General features: G+C 74.0%; 19 protein-coding genes and 1 riboswitch. Of the genes, 10 read left to right on the top strand and 9 right to left on the bottom strand.

The genetic code is table 11. The features are described from left to right. Positions 1-4: 4 nt before the first annotated feature. Positions 5-1087, bottom strand: a complete 1083-nt coding sequence (locus ACIRPK_RS11305) for a pyridoxal-phosphate-dependent aminotransferase family protein (RefSeq protein WP_403036234.1) — start codon at positions 1085-1087, stop codon at positions 5-7. Positions 1088-1186: 99 nt separating this feature from the next. Here ACIRPK_RS11305 and ACIRPK_RS11310 point away from each other — a divergent pair, with 99 nt between their 5' ends. From ACIRPK_RS11310 to ACIRPK_RS11335, 6 genes are all read left to right on the top strand, one after another. Then, positions 1187-2269, top strand: coding sequence for an amidohydrolase family protein (locus ACIRPK_RS11310; RefSeq protein WP_403036237.1), 1083 nt, complete (start codon positions 1187-1189; stop codon positions 2267-2269). 454 nt (positions 2270-2723) lie between these two features. Further along, on the top strand, positions 2724-3401 hold the full coding sequence (locus ACIRPK_RS11315) for a uracil-DNA glycosylase (protein WP_403036240.1): 678 nt from the start codon (positions 2724-2726) through the stop codon (positions 3399-3401). Between the two features lie 192 nt (positions 3402-3593). Continuing rightward, the gene (locus ACIRPK_RS11320; RefSeq protein ID WP_403036241.1) at positions 3594-4511 is read left to right on the top strand and encodes an SCO1860 family LAETG-anchored protein; all 918 of its coding nucleotides are present in this window, start codon (positions 3594-3596) and stop codon (positions 4509-4511) included. Between the two features lie 179 nt (positions 4512-4690). Continuing rightward, the gene (gene glnII / locus ACIRPK_RS11325; protein ID WP_403036244.1) at positions 4691-5713 is read left to right on the top strand and encodes a glutamine synthetase; all 1023 of its coding nucleotides are present in this window, start codon (positions 4691-4693) and stop codon (positions 5711-5713) included. A 77-nt stretch (positions 5714-5790) separates the two neighbouring features. Further along, complete coding sequence (locus ACIRPK_RS11330; protein ID WP_403036247.1) at positions 5791-6936, top strand: M48 family metalloprotease; 1146 nt, start codon at positions 5791-5793, stop codon at positions 6934-6936. A 49-nt stretch (positions 6937-6985) separates the two neighbouring features. Further along, positions 6986-7375: a glyoxalase superfamily protein gene (locus ACIRPK_RS11335; protein WP_403036249.1), complete on the top strand. Its 390-nt coding sequence runs from the start codon at positions 6986-6988 to the stop codon at positions 7373-7375. A 26-nt stretch (positions 7376-7401) separates the two neighbouring features. Here ACIRPK_RS11335 and ACIRPK_RS11340 read toward each other — a convergent pair whose 3' ends face one another. Then, complete coding sequence (locus tag ACIRPK_RS11340) at positions 7402-7707, bottom strand: hypothetical protein (protein ID WP_403036252.1); 306 nt, start codon at positions 7705-7707, stop codon at positions 7402-7404. A 130-nt stretch (positions 7708-7837) separates the two neighbouring features. Next, the gene (locus tag ACIRPK_RS11345) at positions 7838-8767 is read right to left on the bottom strand and encodes a phosphatidylinositol-specific phospholipase C (RefSeq protein ID WP_403036255.1); all 930 of its coding nucleotides are present in this window, start codon (positions 8765-8767) and stop codon (positions 7838-7840) included. A 146-nt stretch (positions 8768-8913) separates the two neighbouring features. On the opposite strand from ACIRPK_RS11345, the gene ACIRPK_RS11350 reads away from it, so the two are divergent. Both ACIRPK_RS11350 and ACIRPK_RS11355 read left to right on the top strand, forming a co-directional pair. Continuing rightward, entirely contained in the window at positions 8914-9486 is a 573-nt protein-coding gene (locus tag ACIRPK_RS11350) for a hypothetical protein (RefSeq protein ID WP_403036258.1), read from the top strand. A gap of 715 nt (positions 9487-10201) precedes the next feature. Then, the gene (locus tag ACIRPK_RS11355; protein ID WP_403036261.1) at positions 10202-10690 is read left to right on the top strand and encodes a hypothetical protein; all 489 of its coding nucleotides are present in this window, start codon (positions 10202-10204) and stop codon (positions 10688-10690) included. Between the two features lie 684 nt (positions 10691-11374). Here the strand turns inward: ACIRPK_RS11355 and cobC are convergent. Next, entirely contained in the window at positions 11375-12778 is a 1404-nt protein-coding gene (cobC, locus tag ACIRPK_RS11360; RefSeq protein ID WP_403036264.1) for an Rv2231c family pyridoxal phosphate-dependent protein CobC, read from the bottom strand. Between the two features lie 136 nt (positions 12779-12914). On the opposite strand from cobC, the gene ACIRPK_RS11365 reads away from it, so the two are divergent. Continuing rightward, the gene (locus ACIRPK_RS11365) at positions 12915-13466 is read left to right on the top strand and encodes a GNAT family N-acetyltransferase (RefSeq protein ID WP_403036267.1); all 552 of its coding nucleotides are present in this window, start codon (positions 12915-12917) and stop codon (positions 13464-13466) included. Here ACIRPK_RS11365 and ACIRPK_RS11370 read toward each other — a convergent pair. From ACIRPK_RS11370 to ACIRPK_RS11390, 5 genes are read right to left on the bottom strand one after another with little or no spacing between them, the layout of a single operon-like run. Beyond that, entirely contained in the window at positions 13439-14815 is a 1377-nt protein-coding gene (locus ACIRPK_RS11370; RefSeq protein WP_403036270.1) for a cobyrinate a,c-diamide synthase, read from the bottom strand. The two genes, ACIRPK_RS11365 and ACIRPK_RS11370, sit on opposite strands and share 28 nt — an antisense overlap. Positions 14816-14819: 4 nt before the next feature. After that, entirely contained in the window at positions 14820-15425 is a 606-nt protein-coding gene (gene cobO, locus ACIRPK_RS11375) for a cob(I)yrinic acid a,c-diamide adenosyltransferase (RefSeq protein ID WP_403036273.1), read from the bottom strand. 2 nt (positions 15426-15427) lie between these two features. Next, entirely contained in the window at positions 15428-17446 is a 2019-nt protein-coding gene (locus tag ACIRPK_RS11380; RefSeq protein ID WP_403036276.1) for a putative cobaltochelatase, read from the bottom strand. Next, positions 17443-18960, bottom strand: a complete 1518-nt coding sequence (locus ACIRPK_RS11385) for a cobyric acid synthase (RefSeq protein WP_403036279.1) — start codon at positions 18958-18960, stop codon at positions 17443-17445. The genes ACIRPK_RS11380 and ACIRPK_RS11385 overlap by 4 nt, the downstream gene beginning before the upstream one ends. After that, entirely contained in the window at positions 18957-19898 is a 942-nt protein-coding gene (locus ACIRPK_RS11390; RefSeq protein ID WP_403036368.1) for a cobalamin biosynthesis protein, read from the bottom strand. The genes ACIRPK_RS11385 and ACIRPK_RS11390 overlap by 4 nt, the downstream gene beginning before the upstream one ends. Positions 19899-19998: 100 nt before the next feature. Next, a riboswitch (cobalamin riboswitch) is annotated at positions 19999-20161 on the bottom strand. Positions 20162-20304: 143 nt separating this feature from the next. Between ACIRPK_RS11390 and ACIRPK_RS11395 the strand changes: the two genes are divergently transcribed. Further along, the gene (locus ACIRPK_RS11395; protein WP_403036282.1) at positions 20305-20712 is read left to right on the top strand and encodes a YidB family protein; all 408 of its coding nucleotides are present in this window, start codon (positions 20305-20307) and stop codon (positions 20710-20712) included. The last annotated feature ends 361 nt before the right edge of the window (positions 20713-21073 follow it).

The raw sequence follows: 21073 nt of genomic DNA on the forward strand, positions 1-21073 counted from the left end.
CGACTCAGCCCGCGAGCGCGGCGGTCCAGGCCGCCTCGGCCGCCTCGGTGACGCCGTCCGCGTCGGGTGCCAGGCCGGCCAGCGCGGTCAGGCAGGCCAGCACGGTGTCCAGTGTGGCCGCGCGACCGTAGTGGTTGACGCGGAGCATCCCGCCGGCCAGGGCGCCCCCGCCGGCCTGGATCGGCAACGCCGGGTCCAGGCCGGCCACCAGGGCGGTGGCGTCCACGCCCGGTGGGGTGCGGATCGTGGTGGCGACCGGGGCGGCGTCCCGGTCGGCCGGGACGAACAGCGAGAACCCGCCGAGCGCCCGGACCCCCGCCCGGGTGGCGGCTGCCGCCGCGCGGTGCCGGGCGATGGTGCCGGCCAGCGTCTCAGCCTCGATCCGGTCCAGGCAGGCACCGAGCGCGAGCATCTCCAACTGGGCCGGGGCGTGCGGCAGTACGGTGCGCCCGGCGTCGGTCCAGCGCTCCTTCCAGTCCAGCAGCGAGAGGTACGAGCGGCGCGGGGCGGCCGGGTTGGCGAGGATCCGCTCCCAGGCCCGGTCGCTGACCGAGACGGCCGACACCCCGGCCGGCCCGGCCATCGCCTTCTGGCCACCGATCACGCAGAGGTCGACGCCCCAGGCGTCGGTGAGCAACGGCTCGGCCGCCACCGAGGCGACCGCGTCCAGCATCAGCAGCGCCCCGTGCTCGCGGACCACGTCGGCGATCTCGGCCACCGGGTTGGTGTTCCCGGTGGCCGCCTCGGCGTGCACCAGCGAGACGAAGTCGATCTCCGGCCGGCCCGCCAGCGCCTCGGCCACCTGCCCGGCCGTCACGGCGGTGCTGAACGGCACCGCCAGGTCCACCACCTTGCTGCCGCAGTCCCGCAGCCAGTTGCCGAAGGTCTGCCCGTACGGACCGGTGACGATGTTGAGCGCGGTGGAGCCCGGGTGCGCGGCACTCCGGATCGCGGCCTCCAGCGGGAGCAGCGCCTCGCCCTGGGTGACGATCACGTCGGCCCGGGTCTGCAGCAGCTCGGCGACCTGGTCCTCGATCGCGGCGAACCGGGCGGCGCCGAGCGGCGGGAGGTCGAGGAAGGTGCTCACGGTGGGGCCTTTCGGGAGGGGCCGGGCGGAGGGCTGCCGAGGACAGTTTGCCCCAGTCCGTCCCTCGGCAGGGAGTTCGGGGCTCGGTAGAGTGCGGGCATGGGTGATGCTGCGGTGCTGCACGTCAAGGGCCGGGTGCTGGTCGGTCCGGACGATGTCCGGGACGAACTCTGGGTGCTGGACGGCCGGGTGACGTACCAACGGCCCGCCGCCGAGTCCAGTACGGTGCACGGCTGGGCGGTGCCCGGCCTGGTCGACGCGCACTGCCACGTCGGTCTGGACGCGCACGGCGCCGTGGACGCCGCGACCAGCGAGAAGCAGGCCATCACCGACCGGGACGCCGGCACCCTGCTGATCCGGGACGCCGGTTCGGCCGCCGACACCCGCTGGGTGGACGCCCGCGAGGACCTGCCCCGGATCATCCGGGCGGGCCGGCACATCGCCCGCACCAGGCGCTACATCCGCAACTACGCGCACGAGATCGAGCCCGGCGACCTGCCCGCGTACGTCCGGGCCGAGGCCCGGCGCGGCGACGGCTGGGTCAAGCTGGTCGGTGACTGGATCGACCGCGAGCGCGGCGACCTGGCCGCCTGCTGGCCCGGCGACGCCCTGCGGGAGGCCATCGCGGCGGCGCACCAGGAGGGGGCCCGGGTCACCGCGCACTGCTTCGCCGCCGAGTCGCTGCCCGACCTGCTGGCCGCCGGGATCGACTGCGTGGAGCACGCCACCGGCCTGACCGAGGAGTTGATCCCGCAGTTCGCCGAGCGCGGGGTGGCGATCGTGCCCACGCTGGTGAACATCGCGACCTTCCCCAAGCTGGCCTCGGTCGGCGCGGAACGCTTCCCGGCCTGGGCAGCGCACATGCGGCGGTTGCACGAGCGGCGCTACGACACGGTCGGTGCCGCCCACGACGCGGGCGTCCCGATCTACGTCGGCACCGACGCGGGCGGCTCGCTCGCCCACGGCCTGGTCGCCGAGGAGGTGGCCGAACTCGTCAAGGCCGGGCTCTCCCCGCTCGCCGCGCTCGGCGCCGCCACCTGGACCGCCCGCAAGTGGCTGGGCCGCCCGGGCCTCACCGAGGGCGCCCCGGCCGACCTGGTCGTCTACGCCGCCGACCCACGCACCGACATCCGCATCCTGGCCGACCCCCAACTCGTCGTCCTGCGCGGCCGAATCGTCTGAGGCCGACCTTTGGGCAGGTGGTTCGGGAGAGTCAGGGGCTCGGGGCTGTGCTGTTGTGCGGCTCCGCCGCGTGGGCGACGCCGACCTTTTGGCAGGTGCTTCAGCTCTACGGTCAGGGGCTCGGGGCTCTGCTGTTGTGCGGCTCCGCCGCGCGGGCGACGCCGACTTTTCGCATGCGGCGCGCCATCTACGGTCAGGGGCTCGGGGAACTGCGACGCCGGCCTCGTGCAAGGTGATCGTCGCGTAGATGGTCAGGCACTTTCGCAGTGACCCGAACGCCAGATCTCCTCGCAGTTCCCCGAGCCCCTGGGTAGTTGACCGTTGAGCGCCTGCCTACAGTGCAGCCCCCAAGCCTCTGGGTAGTAGACCTGGAGCGCCTGCCTACAGCGCAGCCCCGAGCCCCTGGGTAGGGCACCTGCAGGAGGTGCGGCCCGGGCCCGTTAGGGTGGTCCGTATGGCTGCACGTCCGTTGAACGAGATTGTCGAGCCCGGCTGGGCCAAGGCGCTGGAGCCGGTGGCCGGACGGGTCGCCGCGATGGGGGACTTCCTGCGCGCGGAGCTCGCTGCGGGCCGGACCTACCTGCCGTCCGGGCCGAACGTGCTGCGGGCGTTCCAGCAGCCCTTCGACCAGGTGCGGGTGCTGATCGTGGGTCAGGACCCGTACCCGACGCCGGGCCATGCGGTGGGCCTGAGCTTCTCGGTGGCCCCCGAGGTCCGCCCGATCCCGGGCAGCCTGATCAACATCTTCCAGGAGTACGGCCGCGACCTCGGCTTCCCGCCGCCCGCCAACGGCGACCTCACGCCCTGGACCGAGCAGGGCGTGCTGCTGCTCAACCGGGCGCTGACCACCGCGCCGGGCAAGCCGGCCGCGCACCGGGGCAAGGGCTGGGAAGAGGTCACCGAGCAGGCGATCCGGGCCCTGGTGGACCGGGGCGGGCCGCTGGTGGCGATCCTCTGGGGGCGGGACGCCCGCAACCTGCGTCCGCTGCTCGGCGAGGTGCCGGCCGTCGAGTCGGCGCACCCGAGCCCGATGTCGGCGAGCGGCGGCTTCTTCGGCTCCCGCCCGTTCAGCCGGGCCAACCAGATGCTGCTCGGCCAGGGCGCCCAGCCGGTGGACTGGCGCCTGCCGTAACGGCGCCCCGTCAGCACTCCGCGTCAACTCGACCCGAAAGAGTGAACTGACGCTCAGTGGTGCTCATGTGACGGATTGTTCGAAGAGACTGACGGCAGTCGAGAGCACCGCCCCCTCCCCGTGCCTGTGCCGAGGAGCTTCCGTGGCCGGCTCTGCCCACTCTTCCTCGCTGGGGGTTCCTCCGTCATGCCCGTGCGCCACTCCGTTCTCCGTGCCTCGGCCGCCACCGCTCTGACCGCCGCGCTGGTCCTGCCGGGCACCGCCCGGGCGGCCGACCCGGCGGGCGCCTCGCCCGGCCGGGCCTCCGCCGTCACGGCCGAACTCGACCTGAAGGTCGCCCTGGTGGCCGGTGCGGCCGCCGTCCCGGTCCGGATCTCGCTGAACAAGGTGGAGTCCCCGGCCAGCCTGGACGGCTCGGTGCTGACCGCCAAGGTGGACGGGGTGGACCAGGGGCGGCCGGTCACCCTGGTGCGGGCGGAGGTCGGCAGGTCGAGCACCAGGGCGGACGCCACCGGCTCGGCCGCCAAGGTCGAACTGCTGGACGCCGACGTCCGGGCCCCCGGTCTGCTGGGGGCGGCGCTGCTCGGTCTCGAGGCGCTGAGCGCCGAGGTGACCTGCCCGGTGGACGGGCCGCCGACCGCGAAGGTGAACTCGCCCGCCCGGATTACCGTGCTGGGCAAGTCCGTCACGCTGGGGCTGAACGGCCCGACCCGGGTGGACGTGCCGGGTGTCGGCTCGGTCGACATCCAGTTCTCCCGGCGGACCACCACCTCCGCCACGGCCGCCGCCTCCGCCCTGGAGGTCGCGCTGGACGTGAACCCGCTGCAGCTGAACGTCGCCAAGGTCACCGGCCGGATCACGGTGGCCTCGGTCAGCTGCGAGAAGCCCGTCCCGGCGGCCACCCCGAGCGCCGCCACCGGCAGCACCCCGGCCCGGGCCAACCGGGCGGTCCCCGCGGTGGCGGGCGAGAGCCCCGAGGGCCGGACGCTGGCCGCCACCGGCAGCAGCGGGACCGGCACCGTACTGGCCGCCGCCGGCACCCTGCTGGCGGTCGGGGCGGTGGCGCTGGGGATGACCCGGCGGCGCCGCGCGCAGGTCCGGAAGCACTGAGCAGAACCGCTCAAGGGGTGGGACCAATCGTCCGGGATGTGGACGTGGCACTTTCCGACCGTACTCGTGCCGCTGCGGACGGTTGGTTCACATGGGCGTTACATAGGAGGAACAACGGGGAAACGGCGGCTTGCGACGCTACGCGGGCACCCACCACCCAAGCAGTGAGGTTCACCGCAATGGCAATCAAGGCCGAGTACATCTGGATCGACGGCACCAAGCCGACCGCCAAGCTCCGTTCCAAGACTCGGGTGCTGGCCAACGCGGACAAGATCCCCACCTGGGGCTTCGACGGCTCGTCGACCAACCAGGCCGAGGGTCACGCCTCGGACCGTGTGCTCGACCCGGTCAAGGTCGTGAAGGACCCGATCCGCGGCGGCGACCACATCCTGGTCCTCTGCGAGGTCCTGGAGACGGACGGTACCCCGCACGAGTCCAACACCCGTGCGCTGCTGCGTCCGGTCGCCGAGCAGTTCTCCGCTCAGGAGGCCATCTTCGGCATCGAGCAGGAGTACACCTTCTTCAAGGGCTCCCGCCCGCTCGGCTTCCCGGAGGGCGGCTACCCGGCCCCGCAGGGTGGTTACTACTGCGGCATCGGCGCCGAGGAGGTCTTCGGCCGCGAGATCGTCGAGCTGCACCTCGACCGCTGCATCGACGCCGGCCTGGCGATCTGCGGCATCAACGCCGAGGTCATGCCCGGCCAGTGGGAGTTCCAGATCGGCCCGGTCGACGCGCTGACCGTCTCGGACGACCTGTGGATCGCCCGCTACCTGCTCTACCGCACCGCCGAGGAGTTCGGCATCGACGCGACCCTGGACGCCAAGCCGGTGCGCGGCGACTGGAACGGCGCGGGCGCGCACACCAACTTCTCCACCAAGGCGATGCGTGAGGGCTACGACGCCATCATCACCGCCTGCGAGTCGCTCGGTGCCTCGCAGGAGAAGGTCCTGGAGCACGTCAACCAGTACGGTGACGACATCCAGTCCCGCCTGACCGGCAAGCACGAGACCGCCCCGTGGAACGTCTACTCCTACGGCGCGTCCGACCGCGGTGCCTCGGTCCGCATCCCGTGGCAGGTCGAGGTGGACCGCAAGGGCTACATCGAGGACCGTCGCCCGAACGCGAACGTCGACCCGTACGTGGTCACCCGCCTGATCGTCAACACCTGCTGCTCGGCCCTGGAGAAGGCCGGCCAGGTCTGATCCGGCTGAACACCAGTCACGTCGCCCGGCCCGTCCGCCCCTCCGGGGGTGGGCGGGCCGCCGCCGTTCTGCCACCCTTGGCTTTCATGGACGACTTCACCCCCGAGCAGGTGGCCCGGGGCCGGGCGCTGCGCCGGGCCCAACTGCCCTGGGCGCTCGGCGCCCGCGCCGCCGAGCCGGCCGCGTTGCTGCTGCTCGGCCTCACCCCGGCCGGGGCCGGACTGGTCGGCCGGGCCGGCGACCTGTTCGGCGGCACCCGGACGGCGCAGGTCCTGGCCGGGACCGCCGCCCTGCTGCTGATCGGCGAGCTGGTCCAACTCCCGTCCGCCGCACGGCTGTGGGTGATCCGCCGGGAGTACGGGCTGATCACCCAGGGCTGGGCCGGCTGGGCGGCCGACCGGCTGCGCGGGCTGGCCCTCGGCCTGCTGCTCGGGCTGCCGGTGGGATACGGGCTGTACGCGCTCACCGACCGGTCACCGGAGGGCTGGTGGCTGCCCGCCGCGCTGCTCGCGGCCCTGCTGGTGCCGCTGCTCTCGTTCCTCTTCCCGCTGCTGGTCGAGCCGCTGTTCAACCGGTTCACCCCGCTGCCCGCCGGTGAACTGCGCACCGCGCTGCTGGACTTGGCCGCGCGGGACGCGATCCGGGTCCAAGAGGTGCTGGTCGCCGACGCCTCCCGCCGGACCACCGCGCTGAACGCCTACGTCTCCGGCCTCGGCGCGACCCGCCGGATCGTCGCGTACGACACCCTGATCGGCACCGCCGACCCGCGCGAGGTCGAACTCGTGGTCGCCCACGAACTCGGCCACGTCAAGCACCGGGACGTCCTCACCGGCACCCTGCTCGGCTCGCTCGGCGCCGCCGTCGCGGTCGTCCTGCTCGGACTGCTCACCTCCTGGCGGCCGCTGCTCGACGCCGCTTCGGCCGCTTCGGCCGCCGACCCGCGCTCGCTCTTCCTGTTCGCGGCCTGCGCGGCCGTGCTCGGCGCCCTGGCCGGGCCGTTCCAGTGCGCCGCGAGCCGCCGGATCGAGGCCAGGGCCGACCGCCACGCCCTCGAACTCACCTCGGACCCGGAGCAGTTCATCGCGATGCAGCACCGGCTGGCGGTGGCCAACATCGCCGACGTCGACCCGCCCCGGCTGCTCCAGCTGCTCTTCGCCGGCCATCCCAGCACCACCGCCCGGATCGCCGCCGCCCGGGCCTGGGCGGCGGCGCACGCGGGCTGAGGCGCGTGTCGGGGTGAGGGGCCGGCCGGTGTTCGGTAGCGTCGCCGGTATGGACTGGAAACTCGAACTGGTGGCGGTCCCGGTCACGGACGTGGACCGGGCCAAGGCGTTCTACACCGATCAGGTCGGCTTCCACGCCGACCACGACCACACGGTCAGCGACACGGTCCGTTTCGTCCAGCTCACGCCCCCGGGTTCGGCCTGCTCGATCGCCCTGGGGACGGGGCTGCTGGACACCCCGCCGGGCTCGGCCCAGGGGCTCCAGCTGGTGGTCGCCGACATCCACGCCGCGCGCGCGGAACTCGCCGCGCGGGGTGTGGCGGTGAGCGAGGTCCAGGAGTTCCCGTGGGGCTCGTTCGTCTTCTTCGCGGACCCGGACGGCAACGGCTGGGCGGTCCAGCAGCTGCCCGCCCGGGACGGCTCCGCGCCGGCCGGCTGACCCGGCGTCCGCCGGCCGGGCGGGCGTCAGCCGACCAGCGGCCCGCTGCCGGCCAGCGACGGTGCCCCGCTGAGGGCGTGCATGAGTTCGGCGTCGCCCTCCACCGAGAGGGCGCTGTCGGTGCACTGCTGGACCAGCCCGGCCACCGGCAGCGGCTGGGCGGCGATCGCGGTCATCGCGAAGGCCTGCTGGGCGCCGAGCTTGCCGACCTCCGAGCAGGTGGTGTCCAGCGCCACAGCGGTCGGGTCGGGGGCGGCCCAGGCGACGGCGGGCGCCGCCCCCAGCACGGCGAGTGCGACGGCGGAGACGGAGGCGGCGGTCTTGCGGATCATCAGGTCTCTTTCCCAGGGTGGGCCGGAATCATCGGTGATCATCCCGCCCCGGGCCGCCGCGGCCCCGCCGGACACGCGCCGGTTCCCCGGAAGGGATGACGGCGGGGCACCGACGGGCTGACGGAGCCGGTCAGATGAAGTTCTTGTCGATCAGGAGCTGCAGGGCGTTGGTGTGGAAGTCGGGGAAGTCCATCGGCACCACGCCGAGGTTCGCCCGCTGCTGCTTGCGGGCCTCCAGGTACTCCCAGACCTTCTGCATGACGGTCTGTGAGGAGTACTTCGGCCACTCACCGTTCCCGATGCTGGCGAAGTTGAGGTAGAGCTTCGCCGAGTTCTGGTCGTTGAAGGCGTTGTCGAACTGCCGCTGCACGTACGAGGTCCACTTGGTGCCGCTGCTGATCCCGGTGTACCGGTCCTGCAGGTCGATCACGTCGTTGGACAGGAAGCCGTTGTCCCCGCCCGGCCAGTGCAGCACGGACCAGTCGTTGGCGAAGTCGGTCAGCAGCACGATCCGCCCCCGGGCCTGACCCAGGGCGGGGAACCACGGATTCGTCCAGAACAGCGGCCGGTACCCCTTGGTGTCCAGATAGCCGTTGAAGATCCGGGCGAAGTCCGCGCCGACGTCGTTGTTGGTGCCGTTCTCCTTCTTCACCCGCATCAGCAGCACCTCGCCCGGGTGGCCGGCCAGGAAGCTCCGGCACTGGTTCAGCACCTGGTCGAAGGTGGTGTTCTGGTACCAGCCCGCGTGGTAGATCCCGAACGCGTCCGGCGCGCCCGCCAGGCCGTTGCACCGGATGTCGAGGAAGCGGATGCCGCGCTCCAACTGCTCCGGCACGCCCCAGTTCTGGGTGTGCGACCACTCGCTGCCGTTCGCCGGATCGGTGCAGCAGGAGTCGTGCGTGCCCGGGATGGTCATCCGCAGCAGCGACCGCCCGTCCGGCAGGCCCGCCATCCAGGACGACCCCGCTCTTGGGGCGGCCACGGCCGGGCCGCTGCCGAGCGCACCCGTGACCAGGGTGGCGGCGGCGGTGCCGAGGAGCGTACGGCGGGTCAGCTGCATAGGTGCCTCCGGTACGGGAGTTGACGGCGTACGGCCACCACGGTCCCGCCGCCCGGGCCCACTCCACAAGCCCCCCGACGAAATCCGGCGGCGCCCGGACGACGGAGTGTCTAGGGTTCTCCCACGTACCGTCCCGAGGAGTCCCGATGTCCCGACCGCTGCTCCTGCTCGATGTGGACGGCCCGCTGAACCCGTACAACGCCAAGCCGCACCGCCGCCCCGAGGGCTACCTGACCCACCGGGTCAGGCCCGCCTCCTGGATCGCCCGGCAGATGCAGTGGCAGCACCGGCCCGCCGACCGGGTCCGCCCGCTCCGGCTCTGGCTCAACCCGGAGCACGGCCCGGCCCTGCTGGCGCTCCCGTACGACCTGGTCTGGTGCACCACCTGGACCGACGAGGCCAACACCTGGGTCTCCCCGCTGCTCGGCCTGCCCCGACTCCCCTACGTGGACTGGCCGACCATGCACCAGGGCGACCCCGAGGACCTGCACTGGAAGACCCGCCACCTGGTCACCTGGGCCGCCGGCCGCCCCTTCGCCTGGGTGGACGACGAACTGACCGAACGCGACACCGTCTGGATCGCCGCCCATCACCCGGCCCCGGCCCTCACCGTGCACGTCGACCACCGCTTCGGGCTCCAGCCCGAGCACTTCACGGCCCTCGCCGAGTGGGCCGCCGGGCTGGTGCTCGGCCAGGACCAGGATCAGCCTCGATCGTGATCACGCCGAGCGTATCCGGGAGCATGCCGAACGGGCGGGCAGCGGTGGGAGGTGGCGGAGACGCTGGGGCTCGTCCACGGCGATGATGTCCCGGCCCCGCCTCCGGGTAACGCCGCGTGACTCTGCGGAGGCCGGTCTACGACACCGGCATGCTGATCGCGCTTGCGGACCGGAAGGCCAAAGCGGTACGGCTGCGCGACGGTCTCAAGGGCACGCCGCATCGTGCGGTGGTGCTCGGTCCGGTGCTCGCCCAGGTGTGGCGGCCGAGTCCCGCGACCGTGCAGGCCGTGGCTACCGCCCTGAAGGACTGCACCGTGCCGCAGGCGCGCAGTTCGGCCCCGGCGATGCGACCCACCACCGCCGGGCAGCCGGCCTGCATCAGGTGCGGGACGGTGCCGGATCTGACGGGGTGGCAGCGCACTCGGCAGGGCGGAACTTCCGCCGAAAAAGCGCCCGGACGCCGTGGACGCCGTGGGCGCTCTGGTCGCGCTGGCTGCGGCCCGGCACGGAGGCGCGGTGCTCCTCACCAGTGAGCCGGGCCGACATCACGGTTCATCCGGCGGCGCTGGATGCCCACGACGTCCAGGTGGTTCAGATCTGACGCCGTTTGCCGGGCGGCGAACCTGTTTGACTTTGCGCGGGCGGGGCGGCCACCATGCGTCGATCTCCGTACTGATGTGCGGGTGACGTTTCGAGCAGAGAGCAGCGCCCGCGCATGGACATCACCGCCACCTTCCGGCTGACCGAGCAGGACCTCCGGAGGGCGATCCGGAACGTTCCGGCGCTGCGGCGGATGGTCATGGCCAGTGCGCTCATCACGGTGGTCGGACTGCTGAAGTGGGCGGGGGACGGGAAGCCCAACCTGTGGCTGCTGGTCCTGGGGCCGGTGCTGATGGTGCTGTGCGAGGTGATGGTGGTCCGGGGCGGGGCGAAGAAGAGCGCCGAGCTGATCGCGGAGCCGTGGACGGTGCGGGTGACGGAGCAGGCGTACTCGCTGCGGACGGCCGCCAGCGACGCGACGGTGGAGTGGCGGCTGTACCGCGAGGTGACCGGGCGGGCGGGGTTCTGGTACCTCCAGCAGACCAACAAGGCGGTCGGGTTCATGCCGCAGGGGGTGTTCGACGAGGGGCAGCGCGCGGAGCTGGCGGAGTTCTTCGCCCGCGCGCTGCCGCCGGTCAAGCGGCCCTGGTACCGCCCGTTCTGACGATCCGGCAGGTTGCTGCCTCCCGTCCTTGTCGGGGTCGAAGCCGGAGGTGATGACGCCGAGGTTGCCGTCGGCGTCCTCGGTGACCTGGCGGAGCATGGCTGGGTGGTGAGGGTGCGTTCGTTGTCGGTGTGCACCATGGCGTGGATGTGGACGGTGCGGCTGACGTACCGGCCCGGCCAGCCGGTGGTGAACTGGAGGATGCCGTCGCCGTTGGCGACCTGGGCGCCGCGCAGGTAGCGCTTGTCGTCCGTCGGTGTGAGGTCCGGCCGAAGCCCTCGACGAGCACCTACTGTCCCTTCAAGAAGCCGGTGTTGCGACGACCAGTTGAGTCCAGGCAGTCCGGCCGCGTCGCAGTGCCAGATCTCGACCACCGCGTCGGCCGGCGGTCCGCAGGTCTCGCTGTCCTGGACCCGGATGGCCAGTCGGAGCCTGACCCCCTCCCGGTTCTCGCGGATGTCGTTGCGGATCTTGTCGGCGTCGAAGGAGGACGGGCCCTGGGTGGCCCCGGGCGAGAACGTGCAGGTGCCCGCACCCGCGAACAGGGCGGTGAGGTCCTCCGTCGTGCTGGGCGAGACGGTGGTGGTCGGGTCCCGTGGCTGTGCTCCTCGGTCTCCTGGGTCAACTGCCGGGGAGCCTGGGAATGCCGGGTGAGAGCGGGCTGTGTGCCGAATGAGGGCGGGGTCAGTTCCGGACGAGAGCCGAGAGTGCGCCGAGGAAGCGGTCGGTGGTGGCCTCGTCCCGGACCGCGATCCGCAGCCAGTCCGGGCCGAGACCGGGGAAGGTGTCGCCCCGGCGCAGCGCGAAGCCGGCGGCCCGCAGCCGGGTGCGCAGCACCGCTGCGCCGGGCGTGTGGATCAGCACGAACGAGGCGGCCGGCGAGCCGTGCACGGTGATCCCCGGCAGTGCCGCCAACCCCCGCAACAGGTGGGCGCGTTGACCGGCCAGGGTGTGGGTGGCGGCCTCCGCCTCGGCCAGCGCGGCGGGCGTGCTGCACGCCTCGGCGGCGGCCAGCGCCGGGGTGGAGACCGGCCAGAGCGGCTGGGCCGCACCGAGCCGGGCGATCAGGTCGGCGGGGGCGAGTACGTAGCCGATCCGGAGGCCGGCCAGGCCCCAGGTCTTGGTCAGGCTGCGCAGCACCACCACCTCACCGGGCAGGCCCCGGGCGGCGGCCAGGCTCTCCCGTTCGCCGGGGACGGTGTCGACGAACGCCTCGTCCACCACCAGGGTCCGGCCGGGGCGGGCGAGTTCGGCCAGGCCCGGGTGCAGGACGGAGGTGGGGTTGGTCGGGTTGCCGATCACCACCAGGTCGGCCGCCTCCGGCACCGCGCCGGGCGTCAGCCGGAAGCCGTCGGCGGGGGAGAGCAGCACCCGGTGCACCTGGTGCCCGGCGTCATGCAGCGCGGCCTCCGGCTCGGTGAACTGCGGGTGCACCACCACCGCGTGACGCGGCCTCAGCACCCGGGCCAGCAGCACGAAAGCCTCGGCCGCCCCCGCCGTGAGCAGCACCTCCTCGGCCGGCCGGCCGTGCCGGGCGGCGACGGCGGCCCGGGCGGCGGTGCCGTCGGGGTAGGCGGCCAGGTCGGCCAGGGTGGCGGCGAGGTGCTCGCGGAGCCAGTCCGGCGGGGTGCCGGCGCGGACGTTCACGGCCAGGTCGACCAGGCCGCCGGTACGCACCTCGGCGTCCCCGTGGTGGCGCAGGTCGGGGCCGGGACCGGCGACGGCCACCGTGGCGCTCGCGGACTTCCGCTTGGCGGCGAGGAGTTGGCCGCCGGGAGCGGCGGCGAGCAGGGCGGCGGCCTCGGCCACCCCGGGGGTGCCGGTGGCGGCGAGGACGACGTCGGACGGGGTCGGCACCGGGACGGCCGCCAGGTCCTCGGCGGAGTGGCCGACCAGCGGGACGGCGAGGGCCCGTGCGGCGGCCAGCAGACCGGGCTCGCCGGCCCGGGTGGTGACGGTGGCCAGCCGGGCCACCTCGCCCCGGCTCCGCCCGAGCGCGGTCAGCGCGGCGTCGATCAGGCCGAGCAGCTCGGCGGCGGCGACGCCGCTGCGGGCGCCGACCCCGACCGTGAGAGAGGGGTGGTTCACTGCTGGTTCCTCTCGACGGCCGGTACTCCGGAAATCCCACCACGGTGCCGCTGAACTGGTCAATCGTGCGGGTTGTGAGCTGCGACGCGCCGGAAATCCGGTGGACACCGACCGTCGGCTGGACGAGCATCCGCCTGTGACCGAACGATCAGCACCCTGGACCTCCGCCCCTTCCGCCGCCACCCGGGTCAGCCTGGTGCAGGTGCCCCGCGCCGCGATGGCCGCCCTGATGGTGGGCGACCCGGTCGGCGCGGCCGCCGTCAGCGGCCTCGACTTCCCCGCCGACCTGGCCGACGGCCGGATGCTCGGCGTCTGGGCCCGCCGCTACCACCAGACCGGTGACGACCCGTCGAGTGCCGAGTGGGTGACCCGGGCGGTGCTGGCCGACGGTGTGGTGATCGGCGCGGCCGGCTTCCACGGCCCGCCGGACGCGCGCGGCATGGTGGAGGTCGGCTACGGCGTGGCCGAGGGGCAGCGCCGCCGGGGGTACGCCAAGGCGATCCTGGCCGCGCTGATCCGGCAGGCGGCCGCCGAACCGGCGGTGACCGTGCTCCGGGCCACCGTCAGCCCGGACAACACGGCCTCGCTGGCCACCGTCGCCGCCTTCGGCCTGGTCCACGTCGGCGAGCAGTGGGACGAGGAGGACGGCCGCGAGCTGATCTACGAACTCCCCACCCCGGCGGCGTAGTCGGCGGCGGCCCGGACGAACCGTGCGGCGAGTTCGGGTGCCCCGGCCCAGTGCAGGTGCAGGTACGAGGCGTGCACCGAGCCGCTCACGAAGCCTTCGGTGCAGGCCCCGGCCGGGCCCCGCCAGCCCCAGGCGGGCGGCTCGCCCGCGCCCGGCTCGCAGACCGTCCGGTGGAACTCGTGCCCGCGCAGCCGCGAGCCGGTCGGCGCCAGCACGCTGTCGGTGAGCGCGACCGCCTCCCGGTAGCCCAGGGTGAGCCGTTCGGTCATCCGGGCGGTGGTCGGCAGCACGCCGCACATCGGCGCGCCGTCCAACTCCTTTCCCAGGTACAGCAGTCCGGCGCACTCGGCGCTGACCGGCGCCCCGGCGGCGGCCAGCGCGGCGATCGAGGCGCGCAGCCCGGCGTTCGCGCTGAGCTCCTTGACGTACATCTCCGGGAAGCCGCCGCCGATCACCAACCCGGCCGCGCCCGCCGGGAGTTCCGGGGCGTGCAGCGGGTCGAACGGGACCACCTCGGCCCCCGCCGCCGCCAGCAGCTCGGCGTTCTCCGCGTACGAGAAGGAGAACGCCGCACCGGCCGCCAGCGCGACCCGGGGCCGGCCGGGCACCGGCTCCACCTCGGCGGCGGCCGACCACGGCTCGGCGTCCAACGGCGGTGCGCTGCGGGCCAGTTCGAGCAGCGCGTCCAGGTCGACCGAGGCGCCGATCAGCTCGCCCATGTCCCGGACCGCGCGCAGCGCGTCCGCCGACCGCTCGACGGCCGGGATCAGGCCCAGGTGCCGGGACGGCGTGGCGACGGCGGCCGAACGCCGGACGCAGCCGAGCACCTGGACCCCGCCGCCCTCCTCCAGCGCCTCCCGGAGCAGCTGCTCGTGCCGGTCCGAGGCGACCCGGTTGAGGATCACCCCGGCCAGCCTGACCTCCGGGTCCCAGGAGGCGAAGCCGTGCACCAGCGCGGCCACCGAGCGGGACTGCGAGGAGGCGTCCACCACCAGCACCACCGGCGCCCGGAGCAGCTTGGCGACATGGGCCGTGGAGGCCAGTTCGCCCCGCCCGGCGGCGCCGTCGTAGAGCCCCATCACGCCCTCCACCACGGCCACGTCGGCCCCGGCCGCCCCGTGCAGGAACAGCGGGGCGACCCGGTCGGGCCCGCACATGAAGGCGTCCAGGTTGCGGCCCGGGCGCCCGGCGGCGAGCGCGTGGTAACCGGGGTCGATGTAGTCGGGGCCGACCTTGTGCGGGGAGACCGCCAGGCCACGGGCGGCCAGCGCGGCCATCAGGCCGGTGGCCACGGTGGTCTTGCCCGCGCCCGAGGAGGGCGCGGCGACGACGAGACGGGGGATGTTCAACGGACTACCACTCGATACCGCGCTGGCCCTTGCGGCCGGCGTCCATGGGGTGCTTCAGCTTGGTCATCTCGGTGACCAGGTCGGCCAGTTCGAGCAGCTCGTCCTTGGCGTACCGGCCGGTGATCACCACGTGCTGGTTGCCGGGGCGGTTGCGGAGCACCTCGACCACCTCGGCCACGTCGACCCAGCCCCAGTGCATGGGGTAGGTGAACTCGTCCAGTACGTAGAAGCGGTACGTCTCGGCGGCCAGGTCGCGCTTGACCTGCTCCCAGCCCTCCTTGGCCGCCTCCTCGCTGGACTCGACCATGTCGGCGGAGCGCTGGACCCAGGACCAGCCCTCGCCCATCTTGTGCCAGGCGACCGTGCCGCCCTCGCCGGAGGCGCCGAGCACCTTGAGCGCGTTCTCCTCGCCGACCTTCCACTTGGCCGACTTGACGAACTGGAACACCCCGACCGGCCAGCCCTGGTTCCAGGCCCGCAGCGCCATCCCGAAGGCGGCGGTGGACTTGCCCTTGCCGGGGCCGGTGTGCACGGCGGTGATCGGCTGGGTGCGGCGCTGACGGGTGGTCAGGCCGTCGTCGGGGACGGTCTCGGGCTTTCCCTGCGGCATGGTCAGGCGGCCTTTCGGATCGAGGCGGAGGAGGGCCGGTGCGCGTGCACCAGGGCGGCGACGCCCTCGGCCCTGAGGTCGTCCAGGGTGACGGCGGAGGCGTTCAGCTGGGCCGCCAGGGTGTGCGCCAGACCGAGCCGGACGTGGCCGGACTCGCAGTCCAGCACCACGCTCGCCACGCCCTGGGCGGCCAGCAGCCCGGCCGCCCGGCCGGCCTGCGGCAGCGCGTCCTTGCCGCCGGTGGCCCGGCCGTCGGTGACCACCACCAGCAGCGGGCGGCGGTGCGGGTCGCGCATCCGCTCCACCCGGAGCGTCTCGTGTGCCCGGAGCAGCCCGGCGGCCAGCGGGGTCCGTCCGCCGGTGGGCAGCTGTGCCAGCCGGGCCGCGCCGACCTCGACCGAGGAGGTCGGCGGCAGCGCCAGCTCGGCGCCGCTGCCCCGGAAGGTGATCATGCCGATCTTGTCCCGCCGCTGGTAGGCGTCCATCAGCAGCGAGAGCACCGCGCCCTTGACGGCGGTCATCCGCTGCCGGGCCGCCATCGACCCCGAGGCGTCCACCACGAACAGCACCAGGTTGGACTCCCTTCCCTGGCGCACCTGTTCCCGGAAGTCGTCCTTGCGCAGCACCAGCGCCCTGGAGTCCCGTCCGCGCGCCGCCTGGTGCGGTGCGGCGGCCTGCAGGGTGGCGCTCAGGTGCAGCCGGCTCAGCGGGCCCTGCGGCCGGCGCGAGCGGATGGTGTGCCCGCCGTCGGTCTCGGCGGGGGAGCGGCGCCCCTGGGCGCCCTTGCCGGTGCCCGGCACCTTGAACAGCCGGGTCCGGTACGGCTCCCCGGCCGAGGCCACCGGGGCCTTGCTGCCGCCGCCCTGCGCCTGCGACGGCAGCTCCGGCTCCCCGGCGGGCTCCTCGGCGGCCGACGGGCCGTCCGGGGCGTCGCCCTGCGGTTCGGGGGCGCCGCCGCCGTCCGGGCCGCCGTCGGGGTCGGGGTCGGGGCCGTCGTCCTCCGGGCCCTCGGCGTGCTCGTCCAGGGTGCGGTCGAGCTGCTCCTCGTCCAGCCCGGGGGCGTCGAACGGGTTGCGCCGCCGACGGTGCGGCAGAGCCAGCTGGGCGGCCTTGCGGACGTCCTGCTCGCTCACCTCGGTCCGGCCCTCCCAGGCGGCCAGCGCGACGGCGGTCCTGGCCATCACGATGTCCGCGCGCAGCCCGTCCACCTCGAACGCCGCGCAGACGGCGGTGATCTGACGCAGCGCCACATCGGGCAGCAGCACGCTCGGCAGCAACTCCCGGGCGGCGGTGATCCGTTCGGCCAGCTCCCGCTCCTCGGCCGCGAACCGGGCCGCGAAGCCGTCCGGGTCGGCGTCGTACGCCAGCCGGCGGCGGACCACCTCGGCCCGCTCGCCCGGCTCCCGGGTGGCGGCGATCTCCACGGTGAGGCCGAACCGGTCCAGCAGCTGCGGCCGCAGCTCACCCTCCTCCGGGTTCATCGTGCCGACCAGCAGGAAGCGGGCCGCGTGCCGGACCGAGACGCCCTCCCGCTCGACGTACGAGCGGCCCATCGCGGCGGCGTCCAGCAGCAGGTCCACCACGTGGTCCTGGAGCAGGTTCACCTCGTCGATGTAGAGCACGCCCCGGTGCGCCTTGGCCAGCAGGCCGGGCTCGTACGCCTTGACGCCCTCGGCCAGCGCGCGCTCCAGGTCGAGCGAGCCGACGATCCGGTCCTCGGAGACGCCGACCGGCAGCTCCACCAGGTGCGCCGGGCGGCGGTCGCCTCCGGCCGGGGTGTGCGGGCCGTCCGGGCAGCCCTGGTCGGGGGAGGCCGGGTCGCAGGAGAACCGGCAGCCGGGCACGGTGTCGATCGAGGGCAGCAGCCCGGCCAGGGCCCGCACCATGGTCGACTTGGCGGTGCCCTTCTCGCCGCGCACCAGCACCCCGCCGACGGCCGGCGAGACGGCGTTCAGCAGCAGCCCGAGCCGCAGGTCGGCCATGCCGACGATCGCGGTGAAGGGGTAACGCACGTCGGTCATCGGTCGGTCTCCGTAGCTCGGGGCGCCCCGGGTGGGACGAACGGCAGGTGGGCGGGCGCGCCGCCCTCGATCAGCTTCCACAGTGCGTCGGTGTCGGCGTGCTCCTCGATCAGGTCGCCCAGCCGGTCCAGGCGTTCCTCCCGGGCGGCGGCGAACGAGGTGTCGGGGGCCGGGACGAAAGCCCGGCCCGCCTGCTCGGCCACCTCGCGCAGCAGCGCCCGGCGGAAGCCGTCGTTCTCCAGCGCGCCGTGCCAGGTGGTGCCCCGGACCGAGCCGACCCGGCAGCCGTCCAAGAAGGGCTCCCCGCTCTCGACCGTCACCACGCCGTGGTGGATCTCGTACCCTTCGACCCGCTCGCCGAAAGCCTCGCCGACCGGTCGGGCCAGCACCTTCTCCCGGCCGAACACCACCCGGGTCGGCAGCAGGCCGAGGCCCTGGACGGTGCCCGCCCTGGACTCCACCTGATCCTCGATCACCTGACCGAGCATCTGGTACCCGCCGCAGACCCCGAGCACCGGCCGGCCGGCCGCCGCCCGCGCCTTCAGCACCGGCTCCAGACCGCGTTCGCGCAGCCAGGCCAGGTCCGCCACGGTGGCCCGGGTGCCGGGCAGCACCACCAGATCCGCGTCGGCCAGCTCCTCGGCCCGGGTGGCCCAGCGGACCAGCACCCCGGGCTCCTGGGCCAGCGCGTCCAGGTCGGTGAAGTTGGACAGCCTCGGGAAGCGGACCACCGCGACCCGCAGCACGTCGGCGCCGACCGGGCCGCGCACCGAGCCCCGGTCCACCACGGTGGTCAGGTCGAGCGAGTCCTCGGCGTCCAGCCACAGCCCGGACAGCATCGGCAGGGTGCCCAGTACCGGACGGCCCGTCAGCTCGCGCAGCATCTCGAGCCCGGGCGCCAGCAGCCGGGCGTCGCCCCGGAACTTGTTCACGAACCAGCCCGCCACCAGCGCCTGGTCCTCGGCCGAGAGCAGCGCCAGCGTCCCGTACATCGCGGCGAACACCCCGCCCCGGTCGATGTCGCCGACCACCACCACCGGCAGCTTCGCCGCCGTGGCCAGGCCCATGTTGGCGATGTCCCGGTCCCGCAGGTTGATCTCGGCGGGGGAGCCCGCGCCCTCGCAGACCACCACCTCGTACCGGCTGCGCAGGTCGGCCAGGCACTCCAGGGCCCGCTCCAGCAGCACCGGCTTGCGCTCGCGGTAGTCCAGCGCGCCGACCTCGGCGATCGCCCGGCCGAGCAGCACCACCTGACTGCGGCCGTCCGCACCGGGCTTGAGCAGCACCGGGTTCATCGCCGCCTCCGGCTCCACCCGGGCGGCCTGCGCCTGCATCGCCTGCGCCCGGCCGATCTCGGCGCCGTCGGCGGTGACGAAGGAGTTCAGCGACATGTTCTGCGCCTTGAACGGCGCGACCCTGACGCCCTGTCGGGCCAGCCAGCGGCAGATGCCCGCGGTGACCACGCTCTTGCCCGCGTCCGAGGTCGTTCCGGCGACCAGCAGCGAACCGCTCACGACTTCCTCCACGCGTACAGGGCCCGGCCGGTCACGGTGACCGCCAGTGCCAGGACTCCGACCCGCCGGGACAGCGTGCAGGCCCGTTCGATGTCGTCGACCGTCACCGGCCGCAGCTCGCCGCCGAGCACCGGCCGGTGCTCGACCCGCTCCCCGTACCGCAGGGTGCCACCCAGCCGGACCCCGAGCGCCCCGGCGAAGGCCGACTCGGCCTGCCCCGCGTTCGGGCTCGGGTGTGACGAGCCGTCACGGCGCCAGACCCGCCAGGCGGTGGCAGGCTCGGGGGCCGCCGCCACCGTGAGCAGCGCGGTCAGCCGGGCCCCCGGCCAGCCCGCCAGGTCGTCCAGCCGGGCCGACGCCCAGCCGAACCGCAGGTGGCGCGGGGAACGGTGCCCGACCATCGCGTCCAGGGTGTTGACGGCCCGGAACGCGAGCAGGCCCGGCGTACCGGCCAGCGCGCCCCAGGTGAGCGCGTTCACCACGGCGTCGGCGGTGTTCTCGGCGACCGACTCCACCACGGCCCGGGCGATCGCGGGCCCGTCCAGCGCGCTCGGGTCCCGGCCGCACAGGTGCGGCAGCCGCTCCCGGGCGGCCGCGAGATCGTCCGCCCGGAGCGAGCGGCCGATGGTGCGGGCCTCCCGGGTCAGCGAGGTGCCGCCCAGCACCGTCCAGGTCGCGGCGGCCGCCAGGCCGGCCCGGGCCAGCGGCGCCCGGCGCAGGGCCCGTTCGGCGAGCACCGCCCCGGCCGCGACGGTGCCCACACAGGCGGCGGTGTACGCGGCCCCGGCCGCCCGGTGGTCACGCCAGAGCCGGCCCTCGAGCCGGGACGCGGCGGAGCCGAAGACGGCGACGGGGTGACCCCGCCGGGGATCGGCGAACCTCGCGTCGGCCAGGTACCCGGCGACGGACCCGAGCAGGAAGGGGAGCGCGGGGGTCAGTCGGCGCACGACGGGGGCGGGTCGGCTCGGTTCAGGGCTGCCGGCATGGGCGTGCGTGTCCTCACTCAGGGTCCGCGCCCTGGATCGACGTACCGGGGGCGAGAGTCTCCTGGCTTCCGGGTCGGACACACCCCCGGGCCTTCCAACAGCCGCATCGGCGGGCCGTCGTGACCATGGGTCGAGGGTGCTCCCCGGTGACAGTGGCGGGACCGCGCCGGACTCGCACCGGCTTCCTCTGTTTGCCTCCGTTTGGCTGAAAGATCCCATCACGTGGCCGGACCGGCAGTCAACAAAGGGTGCGGAGGGCTTGGTCACACGTCTGTTCGCCCCACCGCGCGGGGCGCTCCCGGGCGGGTGAAGCTGGCCCTGGCGCGGCGTGGGTCCGCGACCGGACTGGAGGACGGTCATGACCGATCTCGGCAAGCTTCTCGGGGGTCTGCTCGGCGGCACGGGCGGCGGTGCCGCCGGCGGCGGGGGGAACCTGCTCGCCCTGCTGCTCGGCGCACTCGGCAGCGGCCAGGGGGCGGCTGGCGGTCTCGGCGCACTGCTCCAACAGCTCACCCAGGGCGGCCTCGGCTCCCAGGCCCAGTCCTGGGTCGGCACCGGTGACAACCACCCGGTCTCCGGCGCGGAGCTCGCCGCCGCCCTGCCCGACCGCGAACTGGACGCCCTGGCCCAGCAGTCCGGCCTCTCCCGCGACGAACTCACCCAACGCCTCGCCGCCCAGCTCCCCACCGCCGTCGACCAGCTCACCCCCACCGGCGAAGTCCCCACCCCGGCCACCCTCGACGAGCTCTTCGGCAAGCAGAACTGACGCCCCGCTCCGCCGCGCGGGCGCACGTGGTGCACCACCAGGGGCTCGGAGCTGTGCTGTTGTGCGGCTCCGCCGCATGGGCGCCGCCGACCTTTTGGCAGGTGCTTCGGAAGAGTCAGGGGCTCGGGGAACTGCGACGCCGGCCTTTGCAAGGTGATCGCTGCGTGGGTGGTCAGGGACTTTCGCAGTGACCCGAGCGCCAGATCTCCTCGCAGTTCCCCGAGCCCCTGGGTAGTTGACGGCTGGGCGCCTGCCTACGGCGCAGCCCCGAGCCCCTGGGTAGTTGACGGCTGGGCGCCTGCCTACGGCGCAGCCCCGAGCCCCTGGGTAGTTGACGGCTGGGCGCCTGCCTACGGCGCAG

Origin of the sequence: Kitasatospora sp. NPDC101801, assembly GCF_044766665.1 — a bacterium.
Lineage (GTDB): Bacteria > Actinomycetota > Actinomycetes > Streptomycetales > Streptomycetaceae > Kitasatospora.